General features: G+C 67.9%; 15 protein-coding genes. 8 read left to right on the top strand and 7 right to left on the bottom strand.

All coding sequences use genetic code 11. The annotated features are described in order from the left end of the window. Nucleotides 1–8 precede the first annotated feature (8 nt). Entirely contained in the window at nt 9–428 is a 420-nt protein-coding gene (locus ACFWNN_RS23240) for a MarR family winged helix-turn-helix transcriptional regulator (protein ID WP_382442020.1), read from the top strand. A 25-nt stretch (nt 429–453) separates the two neighbouring features. Here ACFWNN_RS23240 and ACFWNN_RS23235 read toward each other — a convergent pair whose 3' ends face one another. From ACFWNN_RS23235 to ACFWNN_RS23220, 4 genes are all read right to left on the bottom strand, one after another. Next, the gene (locus ACFWNN_RS23235) at nt 454–1,974 is read right to left on the bottom strand and encodes an FAD-dependent oxidoreductase (RefSeq protein WP_382442019.1); all 1,521 of its coding nucleotides are present in this window, start codon (nt 1,972–1,974) and stop codon (nt 454–456) included. Beyond that, nucleotides 1,967–3,436 carry a glycerol kinase GlpK gene (gene glpK, locus ACFWNN_RS23230; RefSeq protein ID WP_382442018.1) on the bottom strand — a complete coding sequence of 490 codons (1,470 nt, stop codon included), beginning with the start codon at nt 3,434–3,436 and terminating at the stop codon, nt 1,967–1,969. The genes ACFWNN_RS23235 and glpK overlap by 8 nt, the downstream gene beginning before the upstream one ends. Nucleotides 3,437–3,487: 51 nt before the next feature. Then, nucleotides 3,488–4,249 (bottom strand): IclR family transcriptional regulator, encoded by a 762-nt coding sequence (locus ACFWNN_RS23225; protein WP_382442017.1) that lies wholly within the window; start codon nt 4,247–4,249, stop codon nt 3,488–3,490. Between the two features lie 76 nt (nt 4,250–4,325). Next, complete coding sequence (locus ACFWNN_RS23220; protein ID WP_382442188.1) at nt 4,326–5,690, bottom strand: bifunctional phosphatase PAP2/diacylglycerol kinase family protein; 1,365 nt, start codon at nt 5,688–5,690, stop codon at nt 4,326–4,328. Nucleotides 5,691–5,806: 116 nt separating this feature from the next. Here ACFWNN_RS23220 and pafA point away from each other — a divergent pair, with 116 nt between their 5' ends. Next, nucleotides 5,807–7,165 (top strand): Pup--protein ligase, encoded by a 1,359-nt coding sequence (gene pafA / locus ACFWNN_RS23215; protein ID WP_382442016.1) that lies wholly within the window; start codon nt 5,807–5,809, stop codon nt 7,163–7,165. Nucleotides 7,166–7,210: 45 nt separating this feature from the next. Here pafA and ACFWNN_RS23210 read toward each other — a convergent pair whose 3' ends face one another. The 3 genes from ACFWNN_RS23210 to ACFWNN_RS23200 all read right to left on the bottom strand — a co-directional run bounded on the left by ACFWNN_RS23210 (nt 7,211) and on the right by ACFWNN_RS23200 (nt 11,409). Further along, entirely contained in the window at nt 7,211–8,146 is a 936-nt protein-coding gene (locus tag ACFWNN_RS23210; protein ID WP_382442015.1) for a hypothetical protein, read from the bottom strand. Next, nucleotides 8,101–10,782, bottom strand: a complete 2,682-nt coding sequence (locus tag ACFWNN_RS23205) for a hypothetical protein (protein ID WP_382442014.1) — start codon at nt 10,780–10,782, stop codon at nt 8,101–8,103. Before ACFWNN_RS23205 ends, ACFWNN_RS23210 begins: the two co-directional genes overlap by 46 nt. A 114-nt stretch (nt 10,783–10,896) precedes the next feature. Next, a complete protein-coding gene (locus tag ACFWNN_RS23200; protein WP_382442013.1) occupies nt 10,897–11,409 on the bottom strand; it encodes a hypothetical protein in 513 nt (170 codons plus the stop codon). Nucleotides 11,410–11,531: 122 nt separating this feature from the next. Here ACFWNN_RS23200 and ACFWNN_RS23195 point away from each other — a divergent pair, with 122 nt between their 5' ends. The 6 genes from ACFWNN_RS23195 to tatA all read left to right on the top strand — a co-directional run bounded on the left by ACFWNN_RS23195 (nt 11,532) and on the right by tatA (nt 16,025). After that, a complete protein-coding gene (locus ACFWNN_RS23195) occupies nt 11,532–12,533 on the top strand; it encodes a WD40/YVTN/BNR-like repeat-containing protein (RefSeq protein WP_382442012.1) in 1,002 nt (333 codons plus the stop codon). A 183-nt stretch (nt 12,534–12,716) separates the two neighbouring features. Further along, on the top strand, nt 12,717–13,220 hold the full coding sequence (locus tag ACFWNN_RS23190; protein WP_382442011.1) for an RICIN domain-containing protein: 504 nt from the start codon (nt 12,717–12,719) through the stop codon (nt 13,218–13,220). A 288-nt stretch (nt 13,221–13,508) separates the two neighbouring features. Continuing rightward, nucleotides 13,509–14,474 (top strand): helix-turn-helix transcriptional regulator, encoded by a 966-nt coding sequence (locus ACFWNN_RS23185; protein ID WP_382442010.1) that lies wholly within the window; start codon nt 13,509–13,511, stop codon nt 14,472–14,474. Beyond that, complete coding sequence (locus ACFWNN_RS23180; protein ID WP_382442009.1) at nt 14,471–15,442, top strand: helix-turn-helix transcriptional regulator; 972 nt, start codon at nt 14,471–14,473, stop codon at nt 15,440–15,442. Before ACFWNN_RS23185 ends, ACFWNN_RS23180 begins: the two co-directional genes overlap by 4 nt. 18 nt (nt 15,443–15,460) lie before the next feature. Continuing rightward, complete coding sequence (locus tag ACFWNN_RS23175; protein WP_382442008.1) at nt 15,461–15,733, top strand: bacteriophage holin; 273 nt, start codon at nt 15,461–15,463, stop codon at nt 15,731–15,733. Beyond that, on the top strand, nt 15,726–16,025 hold the full coding sequence (gene tatA / locus ACFWNN_RS23170) for a Sec-independent protein translocase subunit TatA (RefSeq protein ID WP_382442007.1): 300 nt from the start codon (nt 15,726–15,728) through the stop codon (nt 16,023–16,025). The genes ACFWNN_RS23175 and tatA overlap by 8 nt, the downstream gene beginning before the upstream one ends. Nucleotides 16,026–16,137 lie beyond the last annotated feature (112 nt).

The raw sequence follows: 16,137 nt of genomic DNA, 5'->3' as shown, positions 1-16,137 counted from the left end.
GGGTCCGCGTGAACATCGGCCTGCTGCTCTTCATCCCGAACCGCGACGTGGAGAACCGCGTCCTGGCGGCGGTCAACGCGGCGGGCTTCGACGTGACGCAGGCCCAGGCGCGCGTGCTGATGCGGATCGATCCCGAAGGCACCCGGCTGACCGTGCTCGCGGAGGCGGCGCAGGTGACCAAGCAGACGGCGGGGTTCCTGGTGGACCAGCTGGAGAAGGCCGGGTACGTCGAGCGCGTGCCCGACCCGGCGGACGGCAGGGCGCGTCTGGTGAAGGTTACCGCGAAGGCGCTCGACGCCGTGCCCGTCGCGAACGCCGAGCTCGCGAAGATCGAGGCGGAGTGGGAGGAACACCTCGGCAGGCGGCGGATGACGCAGCTGCGGGAGGCGCTGGAGATGCTCGGCGAGATCACCGACCCGTACCGCTGAGCAGCGGCACGGGTCGGGAGGGTTGCTAGGAGGCGAGCAGCTCCGACACCCGCGACCGCACCTCGGGCGAGTCGAGGCCGCGCACCATCACGGTCGTGCGGCGGCGCAGCACGTCGTCCACCTCGGACGCCCACTCGGTGCGGCGCGCGTGCTCGACCTGCGCCCAGATGTCCGGGCCGTCCGGGTGCACGCGCTCCAGCAGCGCCGGGTTCTCCAGGCCCAGGGCGACGACCTCGTGCGACGTCGTGCCGTAGTGCGTGGCGAGGTGGCGGACCACGTCGTCGGGCAGCGCGTCGTAGGCGTGGCCCAGCACCGAGCCGACGGTGTCGGGCAGGGCCGATCCGGGCAGCGCGACGCCGTCCAGCGGGCCGTCGAACGTGCGGCCGAGCTCCGAGTTCACCCTGGCCAGCACGGTGGCACCGATCTTGCGGAACGTCGTCCACTTGCCGCCGGCCACGCTGATCATGCCGCCGGACCCCGCCGTGATCACGGTCTCGCGCTTGGCGTGGGAGGTGTCGCCGGGACCACCGGGCAGCACCCGCAGGCCCGCGAACGTGTACGCGATGCGCGAACGGTCCAGGCCCGTGACGGCCGTGCCCGCCTCGCTCAGGATCTGGTCGACGTCGGCGTCGGTGCACACGACCTCGGCCGGATCACCGTCGTACGCCTCGTCAGTGGTGCCGAGGAGGAGGTGACCCTCCCACGGGATGGCGAACGACACGCGCACGTCGTCGACGGGGATCGTCAGCGCGGCCTTCCACTCCGAGGTCTGCCGGAGCACCAGGTGTGAGCCCTTGGACAGGCGGATCGACGGGGCGGCGGCCGGGTCCTCCATGCGCCGCAGCACGTCCAGCCACGGCCCGGTGGCGTTGACGACGACCTTCGCGTCCACGCCGAACTCGCCGAGGGCGTCCTTCAGGTCCACGCCCGTGACCTGGTCACCGGTCTTGCGCAGACCCACCACCGAGATGTGGTTGAGCAGCACGGCACCGGCCTCGGCGGCGGCGCGCGCGGCGGTGATCGCCACGCGGCTGTCGTTCATCTGGTGGTCGTAGTACATCGCGGCCCCGCGCAGACCGTCGGCGCGCAGGTCAGGCACCCACTCCGCGGCCCTGCGCGCCGACAGCACCTTCCCCATGCCGTCGCCGAAACCCGACAGCGCGGAGTACAACGTGACGCCCGCTCCCAGCACGAACCGGCTGTGCGGGCCGCCCTTGTAGACGGGGACGAGGAACGGCAGCGGGCGCACCAGGTGCGGCGCGAGGCGGTCGCCCAGCGCACGGCGTTCCTTGTGGTTCTCGTGCACCATCGGCACGGCCGACGGGCCCATCGCGAGGTAGCGCAGGCCGCCGTGCACGAGCTTCGAGGACGCGGACGACGTGGCGCCCGCGAAGTCGCCGCTCTCGACCAGGGCGACGCGCAGGCCGGACCGCGCCGCGGCCCAGGTCGTGGCGATGCCCAGGATGCCGCCGCCGATCACGACGACGTCGAACCTGCCGTGCTGGAGCTCTTCGCGAGCGCGTGAGCGTTGTGCTGAGTCAGTCATCGTCCTCGTCCATCCACCCGACGGTCCGCTCGACCGCCTTCTTCCACTTCCGGTAGCCCTTCGCACGGGCGGCCGGTTCCATCGACGGCTCCCACTCGGCCGCCTTGTGCCAGTTGGCTTTCAGCTCGTCGGTGGAGCCCCAGTAGCCCACCGCGAGTCCCGCCGCGTACGCCGCGCCCAGGCACGTCGTCTCGGCCACGATCGGACGCACCACCGGCACGTCCAGCACGTCCGACAGGAACTGCATGAGCAGGTTGTTCGCCGTCATGCCGCCGTCGACGCGCAACGTCGTGAGGTCCACACCGCTGTCGGCGTTCATCGCGTCCACGACCTCACGCGTCTGCCACGCCGATGCCTCCAGCACGGCCCGTGCGAGGTGCCCGCGCGAGATGTAACCCGTCAGGCCCGCGATGACCCCGCGTGCGTCGCTTCGCCAATGCGGGGCGAACAGGCCGGAGAACGCGGGCACGAAGTAGGCGCCGCCGTTGTCGTCGACCGTGCGGGCGAGGGTCTCGATCTCCGCGGCCGAGCTGATGAGCCCGACCTTGTCGCGGAACCACTGCACCAGCGCGCCGGTGACCGCGACGGCGCCCTCCAGCGCGTACGCGGCCGGTTGGTCGCCGATCTGGTAGCCGACGGTGGTGAGCAGGCCGTTCTGGCTGTGCACGGGCTGGTCGCCGGTGTTGATCAGCAGGAACGCGCCCGTGCCGTACGTGCACTTGCCCTCGCCGGGCGCGAAGCAGGTTTGGCCGAACAGCGCGGCCTGCTGGTCACCGAGTGCCGACGCGACGGGGACGCCCTCGTAGCTGCCGTACACCTCGGAGGAGGACCGGATCTCGGGGAGCATCGCGCGCGGCACGTCCATGGCGGCGATGAGCTCCGGGTCCCAGTCGAGGGTCTCCAGGTTCATCAGCATCGTGCGCGACGCGTTGGTCACGTCGGTGACGTGCCGGCCGGTCAGGTTCCAGATCAGCCAGGTGTCCATGGTGCCGAACAGCACCTCGCCGCGTTCGGCCCTGTCGCGCAGCCCTTCGACGTTGTCGAGCAGCCAGCGGAGCTTCGGGCCGGAGAAGTACGTGGCGAGGGGGAGGCCGGAGCGCTCGCGGAACCTGTCCTGGTCGCCCAGTTGCTTGATCAGCGCGTCCGTGCGCGTGTCCTGCCAGACGATCGCGTTGTGCACGGGCTCGCCGGTCTCGCGGTCCCAGACGACCGTGGTCTCGCGCTGGTTGGTGATGCCGAACGCGGCGATGTCGGCGTACGTGAGCGACGCGTGAGAGAGGGCGTCGCGCACGACGGCCTGGACGTTCGTCCAGATCTCGGTCGCGTCGTGCTCCACCCAGCCCGGCTTCGGGAAGATCTGCCGGTGCTCGCGCTGGGCGACCGACACGATCCCGCCTGACTGGTCGAACACGATGCACCGGGACGACGTCGTGCCCTGGTCGATCGCAGCGATGTAGCTCACCTGGTCAGCACCTCTCTGTGCCGTTCGACAATGTCGAACGGTGTCAGGTTACTACCAGGAGAGGCCGCCGAGCTCCCTCGAAACGCTGCGAGCTGCCTCACGTACGTACGACACGAGCTCGAGGCGCGGCGGCAGGTCGGGGGAGTCGCACAGCCGCTCGACCGGACCGGAGATGCCGATCGCACCCACGACGACGCCCCGCCGGTCGCGGATCGGCGCCGCGACCGACGCCTCGCCCTCGACCAGTTCGTGCAGGTCGTAGGCCCAGTCGCGGCGCTGGACCTCGTGCATCGCGGTGGCCAGCTGATCGGTGTTCAGCGTGTGCGGGGTGAAGAGCGTGATCTCCTCGCCCTCCGGCCAGTCGTCGCTGAACGCCACCAGCGCCTTGCCCAGGGCCGTCGCGTTCCACGGCAGCAGCGAGCCGGTGTCGAGGGTCTGCCGGCTGTTGTCCGGCCGGAACACGTGGTGCACGACCAGCACGTGCCTGCCGTGCAGCACGCCGATGCGGACCGCCTCGCGTGCGCGCATCGCGAGCGTGTCCGACCAGTTCAACGCCTTGGCGCGCAGCTCGTTGCCGTCCAGGTAGCTCGTGCCGATCTGGAACAGCGCCGCGCCCAGGCGGTACTTGCCGCCCTCGACCTCCTGCTCGACGAACCCGACCTCCTGCAACGTGCGCAGGATGCCGTGGACCGTCGGTTTCGCGAGGTCGAGGGCGCGGGAGATCTCGCCGACGCTCAGCTGGTGCGCGCCGCCGTGCGCGAGCAGCTTCAGGACCTCCGCGGCTCGCTTGATGGACTGAATGGGTCCGGGCACGCACCCCACTCTAGCTGCGCACGTTCGACAATGTCGAACACGTAGCGGCATTGTCGAACGTGCGATGGCTGGTGGGTCAGGGCCGGTAGATGCCCAGAGCCGCCGCACGCGAGCGGAACTTGAAGTGGTTGGCCCTCTCGCGCACCTCGCCGTCCGTCGCGATCGAGATGGGCGCGCCGTGCACCTCGACGTTCAACGACGCCAGTTCGAGATGCGTGTACATGCGCGAGTGCTCCAACGCGCCGAGGAGCGCGCCGATGAAGAACCTGGTGCGCGAGTACTTGCGGTCCGCCCGGACGTACCGGACGTCCAGCAGCCCGTCGTCGAGGCGCGGGCGCATGGTCGGCGCGAAGCCCTTGGGCCGGTACGGCCCGTTGCCCACGAACAGCATCCACACGAGGTGCTTGTCGCCGTCGATGGTCATCTCGAGAGGCTTCGCGCGTTGCAGGACGCGGAACATCGCGATCGCGGCGGCCGGCCACTTGCCCCAGCGCTTCTCCAGCTTCTCGCGGATCCGCACCATGTCCGGGTAGCCGCCGAGCGACGCGGTGTTCACGAACCACTGGTCGTTGACCTGCGCGAGGTCGACCCGCACACCCACTCCGTCCGCCACGGCCTGCGCGGTGTCGTGCAGCCCGGTGATGCCGACGTCCCGTGCGAAGTGGTTCAGCGTGCCGGACGGGATCAGCACCATCGGCAGGTCGCGTTCGGCGGCGGCCGCGGCCACGGCGGCCACCGTGCCGTCGCCACCGGCCACGCCGAGCGCCTTCGCGTCCGGCAGGTCGTCGATCTCCTCGACCGACACGACCCGCGCCTTGGGCCACTCCTCGGTGATCTGCGGCGTCGGGTCAGGACCGACGCCGGAGAAAGGGTTGACCACCACGACCAGGCCCTCGCCGTCCTGCAGCGACGTCAGGTCGGCGTGTTCGTAGGCCGACGCGGGCTCGTTCAGGCCGAGCGGCCACCACCGTCGCGTCAGGAACGCCGCACCGACACCCACGGCAGCGCCGGCCGCGACATCCGTCGGCCAATGAACGCCCGTGTGCACGCGTGAATAAGCCACGGCGGCCGCGATCGGCGCGACCACCACACCTGCTTTGGGGGATTCCAGCGCCACCGCCGTGGCGAAAGCGGCCGCTGACGCGGAGTGACCGGACGGGAATGACGACGACGTCGGCCGCTTCGACAGCCGGCGCGGCATCGCGAGCAGATCCGCGGCGGGCCGGCGGCGCGGGAAAAGTGACTTCCCGACCAGGTTCGCGCTGGCAGAGGCCCCGGCGATGGCCGCGAGACCCCGCAGCGCACCCCGCCGGAACGGGCCTTTCCGCGCGGCCAGAATTGCCGCGATCACGAACCACAGCAGACTGTGGTTGGCGGCTTTGGAAAGTCTCTTCAAACCCCGGTCGAGCCTGCTCGGACGCAGTGCAGCCGAGGAGCTCATGAGCTTCTTGTCGAGAGCGCTGACCCGTTTCCACACCCCTCTGACACTAAACCGCAACCGGCGTGCCGCCCGAACGGATCACCCTGCTGCACCTCCACGTCGCCTACTGTTGAGGGATGCAGCGGCGGATCTTCGGCATTGAGACAGAATTCGGGGTGACCTGCACCTTCCACGGGCAGCGTCGTCTGTCCCCGGACGAGGTCGCGCGGTACTTGTTCCGCCGGGTCGTCTCCTGGGGGCGTTCTTCCAACGTCTTCCTGCGCAACGGTTCCCGGCTCTACCTCGACGTCGGCTCCCACCCGGAGTACGCCACGGCGGAGTGCGACGACCTGGCCCAGCTCGTCACGCACGACAAGGCGGGTGAGCGGATCCTCGAGGACCTGCTCGTCGACGCCGAGCGCAGGCTCGCCGACGAAGGCATCGGCGGCGACATCTTCCTGTTCAAGAACAACACCGACTCCGCGGGCAACTCGTACGGCTGCCACGAGAACTACCTGGTCGCACGGGCCGGCGAGTTCTCGCGCATCGCCGACGTGCTGCTGCCGTTCCTCGTCACCCGCCAGCTGATCTGCGGCGCGGGCAAGGTGCTCCAGACCCCGCGCGGCGCCGTCTACTGCCTCTCGCAGCGCGCCGAGCACATCTGGGAGGGCGTGTCGTCCGCGACGACCAGGTCCCGCCCGATCATCAACACCCGCGACGAGCCGCACGCCGACGCCGAGCGCTACCGGCGCCTGCACGTCATCGTCGGCGACTCGAACATGTCCGAGGTCACGACGCTGCTGAAGGTCGGCAGCGCCAACCTCGTGCTCGAGATGATCGAGCAGGGCGTCCAGTTCCGCGACTTCTCCCTGGACAACCCGATCCGCGCCATCCGCGAGATCAGCCACGACCTCACCGGCCGCCGCACCGTCCGCCTGGCGGGCGGCAAGGAGGCCTCCGCGCTCGACATCCAGCGCGAGTACTTCGAGAAGGCCGTCGAACACGTCGCCAAGCGCTCCCCGGACCCGATGGCGCAGCGCGTCCTCGAACTGTGGGGCCGCACCCTCGACGCCGTCGAGTCGCAGGACCTGTCCAAGATCGACCGCGAGATCGACTGGGCCATCAAGAACCGCCTGATGAACAGGTACATGGCCAAGCACAACATGGACCTGTCCAACCCGCGCATCGCGCAGCTCGACCTCGCCTACCACGACATCCGCCGCGGCCGGGGCGTCTTCGACCTGCTGCAGCGCAAGGGCCAGGTCGAGCGGGTGACCGACGACGGCGAGATCGAGGCCGCCAAGGACACCCCGCCGCAGACCACCCGCGCGAAGCTGCGCGGCGACTTCATCGCGGCGGCGCAGGCGGCAGGGCGCGACTTCACCGTGGACTGGGTGCACCTGAAGCTGAACGACCAGGCGCAGCGGACCGTGCTGTGCAAGGACCCGTTCCGGGCGGTGGACGAGCGCGTGGAGCGCCTCATCTCGTCGCTGTAAGGCTTGTTCGGACCTGAGCGGGCGGGACCTCCGGGTCTCGCCCGCTCAGTTGCTCACGTGGACTCCTAGTTGTTCACACCGGCCGATCACCTGAGCAGGTGTCCGCCGAGTGGCGATCGCCACGGCCAGAACCTTGCCGCAGGTGAACGTGTCGTCCAAGGAAGTGAACGGGGCTTGGGCATCCAGGTCGCGGCTCAGCAGAACCAAGTCTTCGCGGTCGACCTGACGCGGAAGACCCTGGGGATCCGCTGTCGGTATGCCGAGCGCGTCGATGCGCCGTGCTACATCCGCTGGTGACAATCCAGTCCTGCCCGCACAGATGAGCAAGTGCCTCCGGTCTGCCGGCTCGGAGCAGCTGAGCCAAGCAAATTCCCCCGAGTGTTCGTTCTGCCAGAGTGCGAGGTCTTCAACTCGACGCAGCAGTCTGCCGTCCAGTCCGTCGACCCGAGCTGGAAGGTCCGCAGGCTCGCAGAACAATCCCAGAGTCTCCAGCCGCTCGACCACCCCAACCGGACTCACACCGATGCGTGCGGCTGCAGCGAGCACGTGTCCAACAGGCAGTGTCGTACCAGGGCGTTGAAGCGCTGGATGGCCTGCATGAAGCCATGACCCGACACCTTCGAGATCAGCGCTCAGCAGGGTCAGGTCATCTCGGGCGCTTTCGAACTTCAGCCGGTGTTCCGGAGGGACGTCGAACCCGAGACGTGCGAGCCTGGCCCTCACAGCGAGCGGAGACAGCCGGGTCTGCACCGCCGCGATGGCGATGTGTTGCACAGAGATCGTCTGACCGACGGCGAGCCAATGATCGTTGTTCATCCTCCGAGACCTGAATGAGCCGATCTCCGAACTGCTCAGAATCAGGTCACCTTCTTTCACTTCGTCGGGAAGGTGACTCAGAGGAGGTCGCTCGAAGCCCAGTTCGGCAAGCCGAAGAGCTACTTCGGTGGGTGAGAGAGTGGTCTTGGAGGCAGCGCAGAGCACGTGTCCGACAGTGATCGCGGTCGACGCCGTGACGGGGCCGACGCTGTCACCTTGGCTTGTATAGCTGCGAGTGAGTACATGGTCAGACGGCTGAAGCACGGGCAATCTATCGCCCATGAGCACTCTGTGCCCTGCTGCTTCGAGTCGTGCTGAAACCCATGCGAGAGGCCTGCATGAGGCGATGGCCGTGAGCGATACCTGCGCGGGCGATACGATTTCGGGACGTAGGCACCAGCGTCTACGAAGACCTCGACGTCGTCGCGGTCGCGATCGTTTGGTAGATCATCCGTGGACGGGACGGAGTATCCGAGTTCGTCCAGGCGACGCGTCACCTCGGCTGGTGTCCGGCTTGAAGCGGTCGCTGCGATCAGGATGTGAGCCACTGGAATGGTCACATTGGGCTCCAACGCGCCATCGGGAATGCCGACAGGCCGGACCACCCTGCGGTCGGATGGATGGACGGTGGAGGGTAGTCGATGCTTCGACGGGATCCTGAACCCGAGCTCTTCAAGGCGTTTCACAACCCGATCAGGGGTGATCCCCGCCGCGATCGCGGAAAGGATCACATGGTCATGTGTGACTGGGTCGCCAGGAAGCAACCACGGGGGAGTGCCTGCATGTGACTTGCTGAGCAGGACTGGGTCAATGTCGGATGAGTCGAGAGGGAGCCTCTCGCAGTCGGACATGTCATGACCCAACACGTCGAGCCGCGCTGCTACTTCAGCGGGAGACAGTTGAGCACTGTGTGCGACCGACAGAATGTGCCCGAGGCTGGGGGGAGCTTCGTCAGGTAGCCATTCGATGCCGTCGTAGTGTTCGGTGTTGCCGGCCGAAAGAATGACTTCGTCTGATGGCCTCGCGGGCACCACTGCGACCGAGGTGACAGGTGCGATGTTGTTCGACCACCACGAGTGCAACGCGGACAGTCTCCAGCTGCCAATGCGTTTGCTCAACATCCGTGCTTCGCGTCCCGACTCCACGAATTCTGCGTCGCTGGGGAAGCAACCAGCCACCTCGATCGGAACGTCCACGCCAGCAATCCGCCATGGGCGAAATCTGGCTTCTATCGCGCGTTCGCAGATTTCATCCGCGAGTCGCGGCATGGAGTCGCTGAGTTCCGACAGCCACGAGTGCGACAGCGCCGATTCCGGTGCTTCCAACAACGCTGGGATTGCGGCTTGCAGGAGTCGCCCAACCAGTTCGCGGTCCAGGTCGATGATCGTCTTGCGGTCGACGGTGAGCCGCGGCGCGCTTGCCCTCGTGAGGTTCACGATCGCTCCGAACTGACCGGTTCCCGCCCAGAGTCCATCGGCGAGCACAGCGCCCTCGGTGTCGCACCACCAGACCACGCCGCTCGGAGCGGGCACGACCACGCCTGCTTCTCTGCGAGCGCCTGCGTCAAGCGCATCGCTGGAACCGATCGGAGCCATCTGTGACAGCTGGCGAGGTTCCCACGTCTGCTCACCACTCGCGTGGCCGGACGTGACGAGGAAGTCGCTAACCCAGAGAATCCGGCGCAGGAGGTCTGTGCACAGGACGCCGTTCTCGTCCTGGCGCAAGTGCAGTCGAACGGTCGTACCTACGTCCGAGTCCGTCCCCTGCCCCAGATTCTTCACCCGGAACAACGCGTAAGGACCTGCGATGTGCACCTTGAGCAGTTGCCCCGGCCGGCCTTCGCGGTTGAGTCGGCACGTCTTCACGGTGATCTCATCGGCCAGCATGAAGTAGCTGAGGACACCGATGCCGAATCGGCTGTTCGGATAGCACTCGATGTTCGCGCTAGCCCAGTCAGCTTGTTCTTCCAGGTACTCGGGCATTTTGGTGAACGTGACACCAGCCGTAGCGAACACATCGATCAGTTCACGATCGCTCATGCCGATGCCGTTGTCTTTGCAATCGAGGAACGGACGGCCGTTCTCCTCCCCCTGGCTGAAGGCGATCTCGCCTGTCCAATCCGGAAGACTCACTTTCACCCCTGAACTCGGGTGACGGAGGTAGGCCGTGCGCGCCTGCCGGTAACGGCAGGCGTCGAGTGCATTCTGGTACAGCTCACGGATGGCGAGCTCGGTCGAACCGTAGAGCTGTCTGCCCATGAGCAATCGCTGGATCTTGTCGTCGGCGAGCTGGAACCGATGCCCGAAGGAGGCGGGCGCGTGTTCCGCGTCGTCGCCCTGTCTGATCGTGAGCCCGTCCGCAGAGGCGTGGGCGGGCATGGCTTCGAGGGGCTTCAGATGCCCAGGCTCCTCGGAGACGAAGGCGATCTCGGCCAGCACCGCGTCCACCTGCACTGCGTGTAGGCGCAATGCCCTCGCCGTAGCCGGATGGGTGCACACAGTGGTCAGCACTCTGGTCCGGCCGCTCGGCCACCCCGCCTTGCGGATCGATGTCAGCACCTCGTCCAGGCGCACTCCTTCGTTGTCGATGCCGATGTGGTCGACGATGTCGTTCGGCAGCGTGATCGGATCGATCGCTGTGCGATGGGCGACCACCAGCAGGTAACCCAGCAGTTGCTCCCGCAGGTACTGCTCGTGTCTGCTGCCGCCGTTGAAATGCTTGATCGACTCGAGCCGCGAGCGACGGTCCGCTCGCCGCAGGAAAGCGGAGTCGATCTGTACGACGCGCATCAACTCGGTCAACCTGCTGGGGGTCAGAACGTCGTTGAGGGGCTCTGGGATGGTCGGGGGAAGCATCGCGGCAATGTTCTTGGGGCTGTAGCACTCGGGGTTCTCGACGAGCCAGCGTCGAAACAGCTACCACGCGATGGCATGTGCGGCAGGATCGCCGGCTTCGAAGAGACGGGCACCCCTCCGGTGCAACAGCTCGTGCTCTGCCGCGAACGCGCTGAACTTCCGCAGCTCACCTGTGCTGGCGAACGCCTCGACGGCTGGATCCGCGCCTTGCAACGTTGCCGTCGCGAGCTTTGCCCAGAAGGTCTGGTGGAGGTAAGGGAAGGTGACGAGAAGCGCGGTTTCGACATCGGATGCCTCCGATGTCGCCGACGTGAAGACCAGCTCTCTCAACCACTCGAGCCGCACGTTGAACCGTTCCGCGAACTCGCCGTCCAGCCACGGGTCTTCTGTACGGTTGCGTTCCCAGTCGGAAGCCAGGTGGGCAATCACGGCAACGCAGGCCTTCAGTTGCGTGTTGTTCGGGCCGAGGTAGTCCCGCGTTGCCGTAACCCACGGATGTGGTGTTGTGGTCTCGACAAGTGATCGAGTTGGGGTTGTTGCTCCGATCACGATGTGCGGGCCGCTCTCCTGCATGCGGACGATCCTCTGCCGTGTCCAAGCGGAAAGGCACGATCGACGCGACTAGGTCACCCGTTCAGCCGTGTCCGGCCGATCAGCGGGTAGGAAGTGGACACCGGCTGGACCAGAGTGTCCGCATGAGGATCATCGCGGCGGCGCTCGCCGCATTGCTGGTTCTGCCGGGAGTCGCGCAGGCCGACTCCTACTGGGAGCTCAAGCCCACCGGCACCGATGCCCGCTTCCGGGGCCTGTCCGCCGTCAGCGGCCAGGTCGCCTGGGTCAGCGGGTCCAAGGGCACCGTGCTGCGCACCACCAACGGCGGGCGGACGTGGGAGTCCGTCGGGCCGCCCGGGACCGAGGCGTTGGAGTTCCGCGACATCGAGGCCTTCGACGCGCGCAACGCCGTGGCGTTGTCGATCGGTGAGGGGGAGTCGTCGCGGATTTACCGCACGGCCGATGGTGGCAAGTCGTGGCAGGAGGAGTTCCGGAACACGGATCCGAAGGCGTTCTACGACTGCGTCGCGTTCTTCGACCGGTTTCGCGGGTTGGCGTTGAGCGATCCCGTCGACGGCAAGTTCCGGGTCCTCAGGACGTGGGACGGTGGGCGGTCGTGGCACGTCAACGACACGAAGGGCATGCCTGAGGCGTTGCCGGGCGAGTTCGCGTTCGCGGCGTCCGGGCAGTGCGTGACGACCAGTGGTAATCACGCGTGGATCGCTACCGGCGGCGGGGCGAAGGCACGGGTGCTGGAGTCGCGCGACGGTGGGCGGTCGTGGAAGGCGTCGAAGGTGCCGTTGCCCTCCGGGGAGGCCGCCGGGGTGTTCGCGGTGGCGTTCAAGACGCCGTGGCGCGGGGTGGCCATCGGGGGTGACTACCTGAAGCCGACCGATCCGACGCCGGCGTTCGCGACCAACGACGGGCGCGGGTGGGTCGCCGGGAAGCAGGCGCCGGTCGGGTACCGGTCCGGGATCGCCTATCGCGGGAACGGGCTGGTGGCGGTCGGGCCGTCGGGCACGGACGTGTCCCAGGACGGGAAGACCTGGAAGGTGGCGGACGGCGGGAGCTTCGACACCGTCGACTGCGTCGGGTTCACCTGCTGGGCGGCGGGGGAGAAGGGGCGCGTCGGCATTCGCCGTTGAGTCCATGCGGACTGGAAACAATTCGGGTCGAGGGGCCGGTTGGCAAGTGTGCAACCGGTCCCTTGTGATGTTCCGGCGGGGGCGGATACGGTTTTTTGAAAGGCGTTACCCGCTGGGGGCGGAGGGGTAATCGTTCTGTTTCTCGGGGGCAGTTCTGCCTGTCGCCGAACAGGGAGGATCGCGGTGAAACGCAAGGTCGTGGCGTTGCTCGTCGTCGTGTTGTCGGTGCTCGTGGTGGCACCCGCGCGGGCGCAGGAGATCGCGCCCTTGGTCGATGTGGTCGGATACATGAGGAACAACAACGGCAGATGTCTGGACGTCGAAACGGTAGGCGGGCGTCTCGGTACTCGAATGCTGCATTCCGCCTGCCATTTCGGGGACACCCAGAGGTTTCGGTTCCGCAAGGACTCGGTGCTGAACCGGTGGACGATCAGGCCGGAGACGGCGAACAACACCTGTGTTGACGTGTTCAACAACGCCGGGCCCGACCTGGTGCGGCACCCGTGCCACGGGGGCAACAACCAGGCGTGGGCGCTGGACGGCGACTTCTGGGTGTCGTACCTGAACAACCACGTGCTCGACGCGTCCGGCACCGACCGGAGGGCTCTCAACTGGCCGTACAACGGTGGTGCGAACCAGCGGTGGACGATCCTCCCGCAGAACTCCCCGCTCGTGTTCCAGATCTGATCGGAGCGGGTGGTAACGCTTGCGGGGGCTGCAGCGAAAGAGCGTGTGTCGGCCGCACTTCGCGGGGGTAACCCCCAGTAGGTGAACGAAGACTCTCGGACGCGTTGCAGGGACGCCGAAGAGGTTTTGCCGAGCGTGAGGACCGGTGGTGCAGGGCCACCGGTCCTTCTCGTTTTCCGGAGTCGTGTCCACTCGCGCCGCAGACCCAGCACCGCCGTCCGTTCTGAACGGACCGTTGACGGCAGGTGGTGATGAGGTTTCGGTGCGCGCACGCGTTAGGGTTTGTCCGTGGCCATCGCACGCGCCGAACGCCTCGTCAACCTGGTGCTGTGCCTGCTGTCGACTCGTCAGTACCTGACAGCGGAGCGCATCCGCGCCATCGTCCCCGGCTATCACGAAGCCCCCACGGACGAGGCGTTCTTCCGCATGTTCGAACGCGACAAGTCCGAGCTGCGGGACCTCGGCGTGCCGCTCGAGACCGGGCGCCAGTCGAACGCCGAGGGCGCGGAGGACGGGTACCGGATCGCGCGGCGCGACTACGAGCTCGGCGACATCGACCTCGAACCCGACGAGGCGGCCGCCGTGGCGCTGGCCGCGCGGCTCTGGGACTCGCCGCAGCTCACGGGTGCCGTGCACGGCGCGTTGATCAAGCTGCGCGCGGCCGGGGTGGACGTCGACCAGGACACGCCCGCGGCCGTCGAACCCAAGGTGCGCGCCAGCGAGCCCGCGTTCCCGCCGCTGCTGCAGGCGGTGCAGGCGGGGCAGGCCGTGTCGTTCGGCTACCGCAAGCCGCCGCCCGGTGGTCAGAAGGAACGCACGGTCGAGCCGTGGGGCGTCGTCGCGTGGCGCGGCAAGTGGTACCTCGTGGGCTGGGACCGCGAACGTGAGGACACGCGGTGCTTCCGGCTCTCACGGGTCGTGGGCGCCGTACGGCCCGTGGGCAAGCCCGGTGCGTTCACGGTGCCCGAAGGCACGGACCTGATGAGTCTCATCGCGCGCACCGAGGTCGATCCGCACCACACGGCGCCCGCGCGCATCTGGGTCGCCAAGAACCGGGCGCAGGGCGTGCGCCGGCACGCCAAGGTCGTCGAGGAACGCGACGGCGGCGACGTCGTCGAGATCGACCTGAAGTTCCCCGACTCGGCGGCCAAGTGGCTCGCCGGGTTCGGGCCCGACGTCGTGGTGCTGGAGCCCGAGGTGCTGGCCAAGTCCGTCCGGGACCGCCTGCAGGGCGCACTGGAAGGAGCGCGGTGACCGCGTCGAACGAACGGCTGCCGCGCCTGCTCGCACTCGTGCCGTACCTGCTCAACCGGCCCGCCATCACCGTCAAGGAAGCCGCCGCCGACTTCGGCATCACGCCCAAGCAGCTGCGCAAGGACCTCGAACTGCTGTGGATGTGCGGCCTGCCCGGCTACGGCCCCGGCGACCTCATCGACCTGTCGTTCGAGGGCGAGACGATCACCGTGTCGTTCGACGCGGGCCTGGACCGGCCGTTGCGGCTCACCGCGGCCGAGGCGGCGTCGCTGCTGGTGGCGCTGCGGGCCCTCGCCGACACGCCCGGCGTGGTCGACGCGGACGCGGTGCAGCGGGCGCTCGCGAAGATCGAGTCGGCCGTCGGCAAGGCGCAGCCCGCGGGCATGGTGGTCGGGCTCGGCGCGTTCGAACGGGGCGAAACCACCGAGGTCCGGTCCGCTGTGCAGGACGCCGTGAAGCGCGAACGGGCCGTGCGCATCCGTTATTACTCGCAGTCACACGACGCGATGAGCGACCGTGTCGTCGACCCGATGCGTCTGCTGCTCGTCGAAGGGCGCGGCTACCTCGAAGGATGGTGCCGATCGGCGCTCGGCGTGCGGTTGTTCCGGCTCGATCGCATCGACGAGGTGCAGGTGCTGGACGAGCCGTCCGCGCCGCCGCCGCACGCCCAGCTGACCGATACGTCGGAGGGGTTGTTCCAGCCGAGGGAGGATCAGAAGATCGCCGTCCTCCTGCTCGAACCGGACGCGCACTGGGTCGCCGAGTACTACCCCGTTGATCACTCGGCGGAGCTCTCGGACGGCCGCACGCGTGTCCTCATGCGCTACGACGACCCGTCCTGGATGGTCCGCCTGCTCCTCGGGTTGGGCGGTGACGTGCACGTAGAGCAGCCCGCGGAACTCGCGCAGGAGGTCGTTCGGCAGGCGGCGGAGGCGTTGCGGCGGGCAGATCACCTGTTGTCCACCTAAGACGTATAACGTGTGCTTGTGCCGTCCACACCGACCCTGGCGCTGATCGTCGTCGCCCTGATCGTGCTCGTCATCGCCGCGATCCGAGTCCTCCGATCCTTGCGCCGATTCGCCCGCACCCGCACTCTGGTGAGGGACAGGGTCGGGGACCGCGTCGGTCTGCTGAAGGCGCGATCCGCGGCGCTGAAGGTGGCCCTGGCGGAGCGGCGCACCACGGAACAGGCCCGCACCAGGGCGAACCCCGCGTACGATCGTCGTGGCGGGGCAGACAGGAGGATCACCAATGGGTAACCTCGGACCCACCGAGCTGATCATCATCGCTGTGGTGATCATTCTGCTGTTCGGTGCGAAGAAGCTTCCCGACATGGCGCGTTCGCTCGGCAAGTCGGCCAAGATCTTCAAGGCGGAGACCAAGGGTCTGCGCGACCAGGACTCGTCGGACGACGCGCCGGTCCAGCAGCAGCCCGTGCAGCAGCCGGTGCAGCAGCTCCCTCCGGCCCAGCCGCAGCCGCCGGCCCAGCAGGCGCCCCAGGTCGCTCCTCCCATCGAGCAGACCACCCAGAACAAGGCCGCCAACAACTGACCTTCCGGTCCCCTGACTTCTAAGGACGGTCTACGCGGTGGCGAGTCCGTTCCGGTGGTTCGCTGAACGCCGGGAACGCGGCAGGCGCCGTCGGGGCAACGCCGACGGCACG

Origin of the sequence: Lentzea sp. NPDC058450, from assembly GCF_042721395.1 — a bacterium.
Classification (GTDB): Bacteria; Actinomycetota; Actinomycetes; order Mycobacteriales; family Pseudonocardiaceae; genus Lentzea.
This window is presented reverse-complemented; position numbering and strand designations above follow the sequence as displayed.

Excerpts from the sequence above, each read along its gene's own strand:
- ACFWNN_RS23235 (WP_382442019.1), bottom strand. The coding sequence starts at position 1,974 with ATGACTGACTCAGCACAACGCTCACGCGCTCGCGAAGAGCTCCAGCAC.
- ACFWNN_RS23220 (WP_382442188.1), bottom strand. The coding sequence starts at position 5,690 with ATGAGCTCCTCGGCTGCACTGCGTCCGAGCAGGCTCGACCGGGGTTTG.
- pafA (WP_382442016.1), top strand. The coding sequence starts at position 5,807 with ATGCAGCGGCGGATCTTCGGCATTGAGACAGAATTCGGGGTGACCTGC.
- ACFWNN_RS23200 (WP_382442013.1), bottom strand. The coding sequence starts at position 11,409 with ATGCAGGAGAGCGGCCCGCACATCGTGATCGGAGCAACAACCCCAACT.
- ACFWNN_RS23195 (WP_382442012.1), top strand. The coding sequence starts at position 11,532 with ATGAGGATCATCGCGGCGGCGCTCGCCGCATTGCTGGTTCTGCCGGGA.
- tatA (WP_382442007.1), top strand. The coding sequence starts at position 15,726 with ATGGGTAACCTCGGACCCACCGAGCTGATCATCATCGCTGTGGTGATC.